Origin of the sequence: Alkalibacillus salilacus (assembly GCF_030812915.1) — a bacterium.
Lineage (GTDB): Bacteria > Bacillota > Bacilli > Bacillales > Alkalibacillaceae > Alkalibacillus > Alkalibacillus salilacus.
In genome coordinates this window covers 1-13,605 of sequence record NZ_JAUSTQ010000011.1, presented here as the reverse complement: position 1 = coordinate 13,605, position 13,605 = coordinate 1, and the positions used below count along the sequence as shown (strand labels likewise).

Annotated in this window: 14 protein-coding genes; 10 read left to right on the top strand and 4 right to left on the bottom strand. The window is 39.9% G+C overall.

The features are described 5' to 3' along the window. Window positions 1-2: 2 nt before the first annotated feature. A complete protein-coding gene (locus J2S77_RS11625; protein WP_306977548.1) occupies window positions 3-965 on the bottom strand; it encodes a sodium:calcium antiporter in 963 nt (320 codons plus the stop codon). Between the two features lie 375 nt (window positions 966-1,340). On the opposite strand from J2S77_RS11625, the gene J2S77_RS11620 reads away from it, so the two are divergent. Then, complete coding sequence (locus tag J2S77_RS11620; RefSeq protein WP_306977547.1) at window positions 1,341-2,354, top strand: TAXI family TRAP transporter solute-binding subunit; 1,014 nt, start codon at window positions 1,341-1,343, stop codon at window positions 2,352-2,354. Between the two features lie 91 nt (window positions 2,355-2,445). Then, window positions 2,446-4,455, top strand: a complete 2,010-nt coding sequence (locus J2S77_RS11615; protein ID WP_306977546.1) for a TRAP transporter permease — start codon at window positions 2,446-2,448, stop codon at window positions 4,453-4,455. Window positions 4,456-4,738: 283 nt separating this feature from the next. Here the strand turns inward: J2S77_RS11615 and J2S77_RS11610 are convergent, their stop codons facing one another. After that, window positions 4,739-4,945 carry a hypothetical protein gene (locus J2S77_RS11610; RefSeq protein WP_306977545.1) on the bottom strand — a complete coding sequence of 69 codons (207 nt, stop codon included), beginning with the start codon at window positions 4,943-4,945 and terminating at the stop codon, window positions 4,739-4,741. A gap of 451 nt (window positions 4,946-5,396) precedes the next feature. Between J2S77_RS11610 and sppA the strand changes: the two genes are divergently transcribed. The 6 genes from sppA (at window position 5,397) to salA (ending at window position 10,710) form a co-directional block, all read left to right on the top strand. Next, window positions 5,397-6,386 carry a signal peptide peptidase SppA gene (sppA, locus tag J2S77_RS11605; protein WP_306977544.1) on the top strand — a complete coding sequence of 330 codons (990 nt, stop codon included), beginning with the start codon at window positions 5,397-5,399 and terminating at the stop codon, window positions 6,384-6,386. 12 nt (window positions 6,387-6,398) lie between these two features. Next, entirely contained in the window at window positions 6,399-6,878 is a 480-nt protein-coding gene (locus tag J2S77_RS11600) for an RDD family protein (protein ID WP_306977543.1), read from the top strand. An 18-nt stretch (window positions 6,879-6,896) separates the two neighbouring features. Next, window positions 6,897-7,376, top strand: coding sequence for a PH domain-containing protein (locus J2S77_RS11595; protein WP_306977542.1), 480 nt, complete (start codon window positions 6,897-6,899; stop codon window positions 7,374-7,376). Continuing rightward, window positions 7,369-8,799: a PH domain-containing protein gene (locus J2S77_RS11590; RefSeq protein WP_306977540.1), complete on the top strand. Its 1,431-nt coding sequence runs from the start codon at window positions 7,369-7,371 to the stop codon at window positions 8,797-8,799. The genes J2S77_RS11595 and J2S77_RS11590 overlap by 8 nt, the downstream gene beginning before the upstream one ends. Window positions 8,800-8,860: 61 nt before the next feature. Next, the gene (gene cwlD / locus J2S77_RS11585; RefSeq protein ID WP_306977538.1) at window positions 8,861-9,565 is read left to right on the top strand and encodes an N-acetylmuramoyl-L-alanine amidase CwlD; all 705 of its coding nucleotides are present in this window, start codon (window positions 8,861-8,863) and stop codon (window positions 9,563-9,565) included. Window positions 9,566-9,657: 92 nt separating this feature from the next. Next, a complete protein-coding gene (salA, locus tag J2S77_RS11580; protein WP_306977536.1) occupies window positions 9,658-10,710 on the top strand; it encodes an iron-sulfur carrier protein/transcriptional regulator SalA in 1,053 nt (350 codons plus the stop codon). Between the two features lie 48 nt (window positions 10,711-10,758). Here salA and gerD read toward each other — a convergent pair whose 3' ends face one another. After that, on the bottom strand, window positions 10,759-11,406 hold the full coding sequence (gene gerD / locus J2S77_RS11575) for a spore germination lipoprotein GerD (RefSeq protein WP_306977534.1): 648 nt from the start codon (window positions 11,404-11,406) through the stop codon (window positions 10,759-10,761). Between the two features lie 142 nt (window positions 11,407-11,548). On the opposite strand from gerD, the gene J2S77_RS11570 reads away from it, so the two are divergent. Then, on the top strand, window positions 11,549-12,172 hold the full coding sequence (locus J2S77_RS11570; RefSeq protein ID WP_306977532.1) for a KinB-signaling pathway activation protein: 624 nt from the start codon (window positions 11,549-11,551) through the stop codon (window positions 12,170-12,172). Here the strand turns inward: J2S77_RS11570 and J2S77_RS11565 are convergent, their stop codons facing one another. Further along, a complete protein-coding gene (locus tag J2S77_RS11565; RefSeq protein ID WP_306977531.1) occupies window positions 12,173-12,931 on the bottom strand; it encodes a polysaccharide deacetylase family protein in 759 nt (252 codons plus the stop codon). A gap of 170 nt (window positions 12,932-13,101) precedes the next feature. On the opposite strand from J2S77_RS11565, the gene J2S77_RS11560 reads away from it, so the two are divergent. Beyond that, window positions 13,102-13,329 carry a hypothetical protein gene (locus tag J2S77_RS11560; protein WP_306977529.1) on the top strand — a complete coding sequence of 76 codons (228 nt, stop codon included), beginning with the start codon at window positions 13,102-13,104 and terminating at the stop codon, window positions 13,327-13,329. The last annotated feature ends 276 nt before the right edge of the window (window positions 13,330-13,605 follow it).

Genomic DNA, 13,605 nt, shown 5'->3' with positions numbered 1-13,605 from the left:
GATTAAAAGGTTAGATATGAAACAATAAAATAAAGGATCACAATGATAATGGTTGGCCAAGTATAGCGAATCATCGATGGTTTATTTTCACGCATAAGTACGTAGAGCATGATAAGCATCATGACCAGACTGAGCACACCCATTGTAACCAACGAAAAGCTCACACCTTGTAATATGGCCCCTTTTTGATAAAACGCATCGGTGAAAGCTAGCAGTAACAGATTGAAAAGGTTGCTACCAAGAATGGATCCTGCAGCAATCGCGTAGTTAGCTAGTCTGTAAGCAGCAATAACAGCTACTAATTCAGGAAGTGATGTGGATGCAGCGATTAGCACACTACCAACGAAACTAGAATTAATCCCCGTTTGTTCAGCGATGATATCACCTGTGATTGATAACACACTACCTGCTACCAACACAGTGAAAGCTGAGATGACGAAGAAGCGTATGACTTTGTTTAGTGACAAACGCTTATCATTTTGCAAGATTTCTTCATCAGGTTCTTCACTTTCAAATAGTTTCACACTAATGATATAAAGAAGGACTAAAATAAACATCTCGATCCCAATGTTGAAGATCGTCAAGCTATCATCGATCAGCATGGCAATAATGACAGTTGTTGTTAATGCAATTCCGAATAGGATTGATGGAATGTGTTGACGAGAATCCTGCAGGTTAAAAGCTTGTCGTTTTCGGTAGTATAAATCAACACCAGCTAAGATCAAAAGATTGAAAACGTTGCTCCCAAGCATATTTCCAACAGCAATATCGACATTATCGACATAAACTGCTGTGACACTAGTTGTTAACTCAGGTAAAGATGTGGCACCAGCGATTAATAAGCCACCTACCATGGCCCCGCTCATCGTCGTTTGTTGACTGATTTGTTCACCGTAAACATTTAATTTAATCGCAGCGTAGACGACGAGAATCGCAGCGATCAGGAAACTGATCCAAACCATCATGTTGTCACTCCTTATTATAGGTCTAAAAACATAAAAAAGACCCTGGCCAGCATACTAGGCCAAGGTCTTGCGTATTATATGATGAACCGGATAATGTTCAAATTATCGAGATTGACGATTCATCAACCGCTATATACGGTCGCTACTCCCCTTGTCTATCATAACTATAGCTTAATAGATGCAAAGAGTCAATATAGATGATATAGTAATAGCATTGGAATAAATTTTTATAAAATTAGCATTTTTAGTTAATTTGGGTTAAACTAATAAGGGAGTTTATTTTATAATGTTGTTAACTAGATTTCTTAGTTTGCTAAATTATTGAGTTAAGAAATCTGGTCATATAAAACTTAAACAATTTAGGGGGAGATTCACATGAAAAGATCCATTGTATGGTTACTAGCCATTGGATTCTTGGCCACTATGGTATTAGCTGCTTGTGGCTCAGGAGATGATGGTGGAGGTGAATCGCGAATTGCGATCGGACCTGCCGGTAGTGGGACTCAAGCCGCTGCAACCGTTATTTTAGAAGGTGCTGGTATTGAAGACGGAGATTACGATAAATACGAAGAAGGTTTCGGTAATGCTCGTGATGGTCTTCAAGACGGTAACATTGACGCATCATTTGGTTTACTAGGTTTACCAGCAGGTAGTGTTAATGACCTACAAGCGAATACTGGTGATGCGAAGTTAATTAGTTTAACAGAAGATGAGGTTCAATATGCACAAGATGAACTAGGTTATTTACCATATACAATTACTGCGGATTCTTACGATTTCTTAGAAGAAGACGTGCAAACGGTTACAGCATATGCTGTACTTGTAGCTAATACAAATACAATTGATAACGAATTAGCGTATGATTTAGCTCGTGTTTCTATTGAAAATGCGGAAGATAATACACACCAGCAGTCTAATCATATGACGTTGGAAAATGCATTAAGCGGATCTGACGGTTTACCTATTCACCCAGGTGCTGCTGAGTATTATGAAGAGCAAGGTTTAGAGATTGAAGGAGATGTAGCTGAGGTTTCAGCAACTTCTGAAGATCGTGCAGATGAAATTGTTATGGGTACTGGTAGCTCTGGTGGTACTTACTATCCACTAGGCGGTGAAATGGCAACAGTATGGAATAACAATATTGATGGTGTTAGTGTGACATCAACTGAAACAGGAGCATCTGTGGAGAACTTAGCTTCAATCGGACGTGACGAACTTGACTTAGGTATGACCGTTCATATCCCAGCTCAAGATGCATTCAACGGTGAAGGAGAATTTGATGGTGCAGCAGTAGAAAACTTTGCATTCATCGGTCATATTTATCCTGAAGTTATGCAGATAATTACGCGTGAAGAAACAGGTGTTGAATCATTATCTGACCTTCAATAATTGATAGGTCAATGGATTGGTGTAAAAAGGACCGACACAGTGTGCCGGTCCTTTTTATACCTACCCATAAATGCTGAAGGTGGTGAGGGGTGTGTCTAATAGAAAAAACAACAAGGCTAATGATGAAAATTCTCAAACATCAACAGACACCCAACAAAAAGGTGATCAGGTTGATGAACAGGAACTATTGAGGCAATATGATCGGGAAAGCAATGTCAGAGGCAACATTGGAAAATGGGCATGGATCGTAACCTTTTTAGCCATATATCTAACGATTTTCCATTTATACACAGGTTATTATGGAACGCTTCAATCCCAAATTCAAGGAGCTGTTCACGTCGGGACAGCACTTGGTATTATTTATTTGTTATATCCAGCGAAAAAGGGATTGCATGACCGAGGAGTTCCTTGGTATGACGTGATATTAGCTTTCACAGCGATTTTTGTTGGTTATTATAAAATTTTGTTCTTCGATAAAATTTTAGATGCACGGATTCATGGGTATGAAACGTTAGACATTATTGTAGCTGTACTTGGTGTTTTATTATTACTAGAAGCAACAAGACGTGCAGTAGGTGTGCCCATTGTCGTGGTTGCAGGTATAGTCATTTTATATGCCTTATACGGAAATATCATTCCAACTGATGTGCTATCACATACAGGTTTTTCCTTTGAAAAAGTGATGACAGATCTGTGGTACCGTGAAAATGCGGTTTTCGGTATTCCGGTACAAGTGTCGGCTAAATTCATCTTCCTGTTTTTACTCTTTGGTGTGATACTAGTCCATTCAGGTATTGGTCAGTTCTTTAATGACCTAGCTTTTGCTTTAACCGGACGTTTTACGGGGGGCACGGCAAAAGCTGCTGTATCAGCCAGTGCTCTTCAAGGTATGGTATCAGGAAGTTCGATTGCTAATACGGTGTCATCGGGTTCATTTACGATTCCGATGATGAAGAAGGCGAGATTCCGACCTGAATTTGCAGCTGCTGCAGAGGCGTCTGCTTCAACAGGCGGTCAGTTAATGCCACCGATTATGGGCGCAGCAGCCTTTATTATGATTGAGTACACAGGGACAGACTATGGAACTATTATGTTAGCAGCCCTTATTCCAGCCATGCTTTATTTCTCAGGCATATTTATGGGGGCACACTATGAAGCGAAGAAGGCTGGTATTTTTGGAGCCCCTAAAGAGAGTCTACCAAGTGCTTTAAACTTATTAAAGACGAAAGGGCTTATGCTTTTGCCTTTAATCACGATTGTGACGACGTTGTTTATTGGATATACACCACAACGTGCGGCACTGATTGGTATTCTGACTGCGTTTGTCGTCAGTATGTTAAGTAAAGAATCGCGGATGTCGATTAAGAAAATCTTCTATGTGTTAGAGCAAGGTGCAAGAACAGCATTGCCAGTCATTGCAGCTGTTGGTACAGCAGGGATTATTGCTGGTGTTGTTGGTATGACTGGTTTAGGTGGTAAAGTCGCCTCAGCGATTATTACCTTATCAAACGATATTCAGTTATTAGCGCTCATATTCACGATGCTAGCTTGTATTATCTTAGGTATGGGCCTACCGACAACAGCGAATTATGTTGTCACAGCGACTATTGCAGCGCCAGCCTTGATCAATGGGTTTGGTGTAGAAGTATTAGCTGCTCACCTATTTGTCTTTTACTTCGGTATTGTGGCAGATATTACGCCGCCTGTTTGTTTAGCCGCCTATGCAGGGTCAGGTATAGCCAAGTCAAATCCGTTTAAGAGTGGGTTGACCGCCGTTAAACTGGCGATTGCCGCATTCATTATACCGTACATTTTTGTCTATAATCCGATATTAGTCCAAGCTGGAGATCATTCGATTATGGCTCTTATATTAGCCGTTATTACGGCCTTAGTTGGTATGATGGGTGTGAGTAGTTCGGTTATGGGCTATTTCCAGCGCGAAAGCCGTGCTTGGGAGCGACTCGCATTACTTACAGCAGGCTTAATGCTCATTACACCGAATCCATATATCGATATTGCGGGTGTAGTGATCATCGGACTGGTCTGGTACGTTCAAACGAAGCGCCCGAAAGATCGCGAAGGCATTGCGGCGGCAGCATAATAAGTAAAGAGAATAGTATGATAGAAAAAAGCCCAGAGCACTGACTCTGGGCTTTATTTTTTAGATTTTTAATTGTAAGGTTCTGTTAAAGTTTAGTGTTGATTCTCAAATGATGTGGCACTGAGTTGTTAAATTGTGAGGAGCGAAGGTGGCGACTCCTGTGGGAAAAGCACGAGTCTCGAGACCCCGCAGGCCACGTCTTTTGGCTGAGGAGACTCGAGCCGTGCCCACGGAAAGCGTCCGCCGAGAGCGGATCACAATTCAACAACGGACTTCAACAAAGCTAATTGTAAAAATCAAACCATGTTAAGATCGTCACACCGATTACAGTGACAAGGGTTCCTGTTAAAGCTAATACAACTGCCGTTTTCATATCTCTGGTCTCAATCCACCCCACAAAAACCATAAACAATGTCACGAGTAAGCCAAAAAAGATAGCTGCAAAGGGATGAGTCGGTGTAATCCAGTCATACCAATTAATGAAATTCAAGGGGGCTAACCTCCGTCCATAAAGGTGTGATGATTAAACTAGTTTTTGTTGTTAAAGTTTAATGTTGATATTCAAATTATGTAGCACTGAGTTGTTGATTTGTGAGGAGCGAAGGTGGCGACTCCTGTGGGAAAAGCACGAGTCTCGAGACCCCGCAGGCCACGTCTTTTGGCCGAGGAGACTCGAGCCGTGCCCACGGAAAGCGTCCGCCGAGAGCGGATCACAATTCAACAACGGACTTTAACAAAGCTTACTAAAAAATAATCCCAGCATAAATACACCAAGTTAGCTTTATCATACCATAACTTTATGAACGACTTAGTGTTGTTTATGAAGGTAATGCTGACTTTCAAAAAATAATTTCATCATAACTATATTGGAAAAATCATCAAAAGTGATACAATGAAGAAGGAATTTTTAGAAAAAGGGAGTACATAAGGAGGAGACAAGAATGAACCAAAAACGTTGGATTGCGTTAGCGATTGCGATTGGTTTGTTTGTATTATCGATGGTTGCTCAATTTACAACCACTGTAGCGACGACTGATTTTACAGAAATGTTCCAATCAGAAAGTGAATATGAAGAGGAAGTTGTTGAACAAGGAAGTGTTGATGAACGTGTTGCCGTAGTTAATGTAGAAGGTGTGATTCAATCTGGTGTCACAGGTGGCGTATTTAGTGGCGCTACATATAATCATGATCGCATACTAGGTATGCTTGATCATGTGAAAGAAAGTGATCAGTTCGAAGCATTAGTATTAAATGTGAATACACCTGGTGGCGGTGTCGTTGAGAGTGCTGAGATTCATGACCGCATTGTCGAAATTCGTGATGCTGGTAAACCAGTATATGTTTCAATGGGGAATACGGCAGCTTCAGGCGGTTATTATATTTCTGCTCCAGCTGATAAGATCGTAGCTCATGAGGCGACACTAACTGGTTCAATCGGTGTCATTATGGAATCGATAAACTTTGCAGAACTTGCTGATAATCTAGGCGTTGACTTTAATACCATTACGAGTGGTGAATACAAGGATATTATGTCTTCTTCTCGTCCGATGACAGATGATGAGGAAGAGATTTTACAAACGATGGTCGATGATATGTACCAGGACTTTGTGGATGTCATTGTTGAAGGGCGCGACATGGATGAGTCGACAGTTCGTGAACTTGGTGATGGACGCGTATATACAGGATCACAAGCTGCTGAGAACGGTTTAGTGGATTCATTAGGTTCACTTGATGATACGATTGCACAAATGAAAGAAGAGCAGGATTTACAAAATGCACAAGTTGTCGAACTGGGTGCTGGTGTCGGGTTTAATTCATTAATTAATGGTGCAGCAACTAGTCTGTTTGGCGATGAAATGCGCGCTTCTAAGCTCCAAGAATTCATGCGACAATCTAATTCGCCACGTGCGATGTACTTATATACAGAATAGGGGGTGACGTCGATGAGTGAGGTTTATGAAGCAGGCCATCAAGAAGTGACTGAAAGAACCGAAAAGACGTCGATTCGTTATGCTGGTTTCTGGATGCGCTTTTGGGCTTATACTGTCGATTTAATTATTGTATTTTGTGTCAATGGTATTGTCTTAATGCCATATCGATTGATTACAGGTGGCGATGAATTTGAGGTTGGTTTTTGGACAGTCGCTGTGATCATATCCACTATTGTTCTTTATGCTTATTTCGTTGTCATGACGAAATATTTGCAACAAACATTAGGGAAACGAATTTTTGGGTTGAAAGTGATTCGGCAAGATCGAATGCCTTTACGTTGGTCTGATCTCATTTTCCGTGAAGTGGTCGGCCGATTTTTCCATCGTGTACTAGGCTTTACGAATTTACTTTATATCGTCGTCGCCTTTAACCCTGAGAAGCAAGGGGTACACGACATGATCGGCGATACGTATGTCATACATGATGCATAAATGTAAGGAGGTGACGTAATGCGACAGCCACCGCAACATCGTATAGCAGTCGATGCGATTAAGGCATGGCGTATTACTGAAGTCATCGTTATGGTGATTTTATTGTTATTGGTGATTGCTAGTTTTATAGTAGGTCATTTTTTCGATTGGGCTTTATGGATACCATTTACAGCGCTCGCCGTATGGGGTGTTTTAGCGTATTTAATGATTTTTCTTATTCCTGTTGTCCGTTGGCGTCGTTGGCGCTATGAAGTGTTTGACCAAGAGATTTATGTGCAACATGGTATCTTGATTGTTTCGAGAACATTAGTACCAATGATCCGAGTGCAACATGTCGATACCAAACAAGGTCCAATTTTAAAACGATTTAATTTATCAAATTTAACCGTGTCGACAGCCGCAACGATTCATGAAATACCAGCACTACCACAAGAAGAAGCAGCCGCTTTACGTGACCAGATTTCTGAGCTAGCGAGGGTGGATGAAGATGATGTCTGAACCGAGAAGACTTCACCCAGCAGCCGTTATTTTTAGTGTGATTAAAATTTTCAAGAATTTAATATACGTCATTGGTGCAGGTGTTCTAGCTTCGTTTGGTAATACGATGTTTATTTATATTGCACTCGGTATTTTAGGGTTAACGATTATTTTCACGATCATCAGTATCATTGATTGGTTTCGTTTTCATTATTATATTGAAGGTGATGAACTACGGATTGAACAGGGGATTTTTGTGAGGAAGCATCGTTATATTTCAAAAAACCGGATTCAATCAATCGATTTAACGCAAGGAGTTATTCATCGCATACTAAAGTTGACGAAAGTCCAGATTGAAACGGCTGGAAGTGGGCTTGAAACGGAGGCTTCCCTGAGTGCAGTGACATTCTCTGAGGGAGAAGCGATTCGCCGTGAATTAAAGTCAGATCAAAGTCTTGTCAAAGAAGAACAGAGTGAAAGTGAAGAAACGGTAGAATACCCTCAACGTCAAATCACGTTTAATCGGCTAATTGTAGCTGGTTTAACGTCTGGAAGCGTTGGTGTCATTATTGGCTTGATGGCTGTTGGATTTTCAGAAATTGAGCGATTTATTCCTGATTCAGTCTATGACCAAGCGATGAGCTGGATGCTATCATCGGCTGTTGAGTTATTAATTTTCTTAGCCTTAGTGACATTTATTTTACTGTATGCTCTTGGTATTTTAGGAACTGTTATAAAATTTGGTCGTTTTCAAATCACAAGGTATGAAACGGAACTGTTTATTACCCGCGGCCTTTTAGAGAAGAAACAGATGACCATTCCGTTGAAGCGGATTCAAGCAATTGGTTTTAAGCAAAGCTTAATTCGGCAACCACTAGGGTTTGGAACGTTATATGTAGAAACTGCTGGGGGAGCTGATGGGCAAAACGCGAACGCCAGAACGTATTTGTTCCCTATTATCAGATATGATGAACTCCGCCAATTTTTACAGACTGTTCTACCTGAATACGAGGCTTTTCCAGAACAAGTACAAGCTATTCCAAAAAAAGCGAACTTCTTTTATTATGTTCGGGCAGCGTTCTTTCCTGTTGTCGCGTTGATTGCGATCTTAATATTCTTACCATTCGTGTGGTATGTGCCGACTATTTTAGTTCTGTTGGCTGTCGGGCTAGGGTTACTTAGACGCCAGACAGCAGGCTATAGCTGGGATGACCAGCAATTAACATTGGCTTACCGTGATTTTAGTAAAGATATGGTGATGATGAAACATAATCGCATTCAAGCATTTGAAAAACGTCAATCTATCTTGCATAAACGACTAGGATTAGCAACAATACGTGTCTCTCTTTTGAATCATTTTGCTGGACGTCATGTCTTATTGAAGGAAATGGCCGAAAGTGAAGTAGATCGACTGTCTGACTGGTATTCCTTAAGGAAACAATAGTTCATATCATAAGCATGTTTAAACCTCCTCGTCCATATATATAGACGAGGAGGTTTATTTGATGAAGAAATATATAATATTGGCCGTTATTAGTGTAGTCTTTTTGGGCTTGAGCTTATACAGTGTTTTTTGGGATCAAGGGAAGACGGATTCATCTGCTAATGTGATGCCATTGGCAGGACAAGTTATTGTTCTCGACCCAGGTCATGGAGGTGTCGATGGCGGGGCTGATTATGGAGAAGATCAAGAGAAAACAGTAACCTTACAAACGGCTTTGTTTTTGCGTGATTATTTGCAAGAAGCAGGGGCTCAGGTTGTGTTAACACGTGATGGTGATTATGATCTTGCACCTGAAGACATGGATGGGTACTCGAAACGTAAGTCTTATGATATACGGAGACGCGTGAAATTGATTCAAGACGTTGAGGCGGATGTTTTCATTAGTATTCATTTGAATTCGGTAGTAAATGAAGGTTGGAGAGGCGCTCAAACGTTTTACTACCCAGAAGAAGAAGAGAATAAGCGTTTAGCTAATGCGATTCAGCAACGCCTGAAAGATTCGATTGAAACGAACCGTCAAGCGCTCGCTATGGATAACGTTTATATTTTGAAACATGCTGAGACAACGAGTGCTTTAGTTGAAATGGGCTTCTTATCTAATTCTGAAGAGCGTGCTTTACTTACATCTGAAGATTATCAAAGGCGATTAGCATCATCTATATATGAAGGGGTTGTAGAGTACGTGACGGCTGAACAAGAATTGTGAAATCGATTAATCGTATTGACTGAGTGTCGTCTGAAATTATGTTATACTAGCTTTGGCATGAAATTGATGACGACTAAAGGAAGGTGTCTAACGTGATTACAGAAGAACGCGTAATAGAATTATTAAAACCAATTGAAGATCCACATATACATAAGACGTTCGAGGAAACAGATGCCATCGAGAGCGTTAAAATTAAAGAGGATAAAGGTCATGTGTCAGTCAAAGTGGCTTTAGCTGACCCGAATTCAGGTGAACAATTACAGTTACAACAAGAAATTGTTGGGATGCTTAAAAAGGAAGGCGCTTCAACAGTAGGACTTCGCTTCACAGAGTTACCTGAAGAAAAGCGTGATGCTTATATGGCTGAAGCGAATGAAGAACAAGAAGCGAATTTAATTGGACAAACAGGTACAACCTTTATTTCCATCGCAAGTGGTAAAGGTGGCGTTGGTAAGTCGACAGTAACGGTTAACTTAGCGATCGCCTTAGAACGCTTAGGCTATAAAGTTGGTGTTGTCGATGCGGATATCTACGGTTTCAGCGTTCCAGATATGATGGGCGTAGAAGAACGCCCGCAAGTACGCGGTGAGAAGATTATTCCTGTTGAGCGTTTCGGCGTACAATTGATTTCGATGGGCTTCTTTGTTGAAGATAACTCACCGATTATTTGGCGTGGTCCTATGTTAGGTAAAATGCTCACAAGCTTCTTTAAAGAGGTAGAGTGGGGCGATTTAGATTATCTATTGCTTGATTTACCACCAGGAACAGGCGATATTGCCTTAGACGTACAAGAATTACTACCATCGTCTAAACAACTTATTGTATCAACGCCTCACCCTACAGCTGCTTTCGTTGCAGCACGTGCTGGACAAATGGCTCTCAAAGCTGACCATGATATCATCGGTATTGTTGAAAACATGGCTTACTTCGAAAGTCAATTAACTGGACAGAAAGAATATGTCTTTGGTGAAGGTGGTGGCGACAAGCTTGCTGAAGTGTTAGAAACGGATGTGCTTGGACGTTTACCATTACAGCAGCCATACGATGAAGAAGACACATTCGCACCAGGCATTTACCAAGAAGATCATCCAACAGGCAAGATCTTCTTATCAATTGCTAATCAGGTAGCGAAGCGTTGTAAATAAATGAAAGAGGTTTAGGGTGAACGCCCCTAAACCTCTTTTTATATGGTGTTAGCCTCCAGAGGAACCTTGTCCTCCGCCGCCTCCACCACCAGAAGACCCTTCGTTATTTTGTTGATTGACATCACCTTCACTTGATGACTGCCCTTGACCACTTTCCATTTCTTCTGCGGCTTTGATTAAGGATTCAGTCATTTGGGCTTTGAATACAGGGTTGTTCAGCGTCTCCTGGATGGTTTTTTCTAAATGACTTTTATAATCTTGGCTCTTTAATATCTGTAGAATCATTTTCCTAGCCTCTTCGTTTTGAAAGAGACTAATCATTTTATTTTGGTATTCTGAATCACTCATTAATCCTTTAAGAAGTTCTTGATCTTGTTTCCTTGTTGCATCAACATAACTTTGAACGAAAGAAGGGTCATTAAATAATTCGCTCCAAAATTTCTTGCCTTTATCACCTGAAAACATCGCTTCCACAGCTTTGTTGACTTCTTCAGACTGTAAAACTAATTCTTGTTTTAATGATTCGTCCTTTAATGCTTCTTGAAGTGCTTTTTTACCATCATCGGTTTTTAAGATGTCAGTAACCATCTTTTTGGTTTTTTCGTAATCAGGGGATGATTGTTCATCATTACTCCCGCCGTTACAACTTGCTAATAACATGACGATTACGACCATGTATATAATTGGTTTAGCCATCATGGATGCTCCTCTAGATGTCAATTTGTACTCTTAATATGAAGCGGTTGTGAAAAAATATACATATTTAAAGAAGGCAAAAATAGCTAAAGCATGGTAAAATACGAGTGGACTGGATTTATAGATCGTAGGAGGAAAAACAGTGACAATTCGTGTTTGGATTAAATTTTTCTTAACATTATTAGCAATCGGTGCCCTAACAACTGTTGTGACAAGCTTTATTGTATCAACGCACGCTTACGCACCATTTCTAGACCCTTTTAATGCCTGGGAGCTATTGGGTGTGATCTTATGGTATTCAGGTTATGGACTTGTCTATAGTGTGATTGCACAAATGGGCTTTTTCGCGTATTTAACCTTGCATCAATTCGGTAAAGGTTTCTTCGGATACTTTTGGAAACACGCCCAAGTTATCATGATTTTATTCACTTTATTTGAATTAGTGTATTTAAGATATCATCAGGATGCAGGGCCTGAGGGCTTATGGCCTTACTTTATTGCACCTGCATTATTATCTATATTCGCTTATGCTATTGCTAAGATTAAGGCTAGAGAAACGCATCCGCGTGCCTTTTTACCAGCTTTGTTTTTCATGATTGTAGTAACAACCATTGAATGGATTCCAACGTTACGTACAGGCGACCCTGAGTGGCTTGTGCTCATGGTGGTGCCTTTATTAGCTTGTAATACGTATCAGTTACTTAAATTACATCGGATTGTAGGCTTTACTAATCCGGAAGATGCAGGTAGTAATCAAAAAGCATAATTAATCGAGAGGGGTCAGTTTCACATCAGCAGGGGAAAGTAATTCTGTTGTTGAAACAAACTGATATCCCTCTCTTTTTTTCTGCTTAATCACTTGTTCTAATATTTCTGGCGTCTGCTTTAAATTATCTTGCGCAAAGAAGAGAACAATATCCCCTGAACTAATGGTTGAATTTAATTTTTTAGATACGTCCTTAACCTCGCTATTTTCTTCGATATGAGCATATACGCTCCAGAAGATCATGTCGTAACCCTGTTCTGACACAATGTTATTCACATTATCATGATATTCATGTTCAGGTGGACGGACGAAGCGTAATGGTTCGAACCCTAAGTTATGGACGATCGTTTCACCATTTTTGATGTCATCTATAATAGCGTCTTTAGGTTGATCTGCATACCGTTCAAGACTATATCCTAATAATCCAATTTCATGTTGTTCTTCCACGATTAATTCTGCTAATTCTTCTTCACGAAGCGCCCATTCTCCATTAATGAAAAAGGTTGCCTTAACTTCTGTTTCTTGTAAAACATCAAGAATATCAATGATGACATCGTCTCCCCAAGAAACATTAAACGTCAAAGCTATTTCTTGTTTATCTTCTTCAGTATTAGTGATTGCGCCAGATGGAGCGGAATGATTTTGATTGACTAACAACGTCTGTTTAGCCAAGAACTGCCACGAAGCGATCGCTAGAATGATGATTACCAATAGCACACACCACTTTTTCCAACTTGTCCAATTAATCGTTTTATACATAAATGATCCAACCTTTTTTCTGTGAATTTGGAGGGTTGTCCACCGTAAGCTAATAAATAATTCTGAAATATATATATGAACAATTGCATAGTTTTAGAATGGTGATTATACATAATCCCTGGCATAAAGGGGAAAATGATGGTGACTTATTGAAGAATGGAAGTGAAATAATGATTGGATTACTGGTGAATGGATCGGAACAAATGGAATTGGAATATCTGTTGAAGCGGGAAATGGATGAATTATTATACGATTTTAACTACCATGATCTTGATGAAAATGTACAAGAGGCGATTAAAGAACGGTATACGTTGTTGTTTAATATCTATAAGCGGTTTGCTACGCAAAAAGAATGTTTGAAGTACGTTCCGCATAAAAATTTGTTTGATGTAAAATAAATTTAAAAAACCTATTGATGTCGACATAAGCATGTGATATATTTATTTTTGTCGTCGAAACGAGGCGATTGATTACACAAATTCAATTTTGGAATAGAAAAACAAATTATTATTTATTTGTTGACACCCCATTTGAAATTGTGCTATATTAATTCTTGTCGCGAAAAAATGACAAGCGATTTCGAACCTTGAAAACTAAACAAAATAGCCTGTCGTCAATTCGTTTTTCTTCTTATGCTTAATAGGAAGAAAGCGGAGACGAAATTAAAGAAACAA